1 protein-coding gene is annotated in these 416 nt (G+C 58.9%); it reads right to left on the bottom strand.

Annotated elements, in window-relative coordinates; genetic code table 11:
• The coding region (gene gpJ, locus BEG40_RS21580; protein WP_502692837.1) for a TipJ family phage tail tip protein at positions 1–416 on the bottom strand (416 nt) is incomplete at both ends.

Raw genomic sequence — 416 nt, 5'->3', positions numbered from 1 at the left:
GTGTATGACGACCAGAGCGTTTTGTTCTGCAGCTGGTCTGTGGTGCTGTCCGGCGTCATCCTGCGCATCCGGATATTAAACGGGCGCGGCGGCAGGTTACCCACCACCACCGAGGCCAGATACTGCGAGGTGGTTTTGCCTTTAATGGTGATGTCTTTTTCCGTCACCCAGCCACCGTTACGCTGTATCTGAACCAGCAGGCGGACTTCCGACGGATTCCGGTCCCCCTTTGAGGTGGTTTCCACCAGTGCCTGCACACCGAAGGTAAAGCGCAGACGGTCGATGTTTGCAGACGTGATGGTCCGGGTAATCGGCGTGTCGTACTTCACTTCCGTACCCAGCACCGTCTCGGAGCCGGAGGATTCAAATCCCTCCGGCGGTGTCTGCTCCTGCTCACCTGCCCGGAACACCACCGT

Source organism: Escherichia sp. MOD1-EC5495 (assembly GCF_002965965.1).
In the GTDB taxonomy this organism is placed as follows: Bacteria; Pseudomonadota; Gammaproteobacteria; order Enterobacterales; family Enterobacteriaceae; genus Escherichia; species Escherichia ruysiae.
The sequence above is the reverse complement of the archived record's forward strand: the minus strand, read 5'-3'. Positions and strand labels throughout refer to the sequence as shown.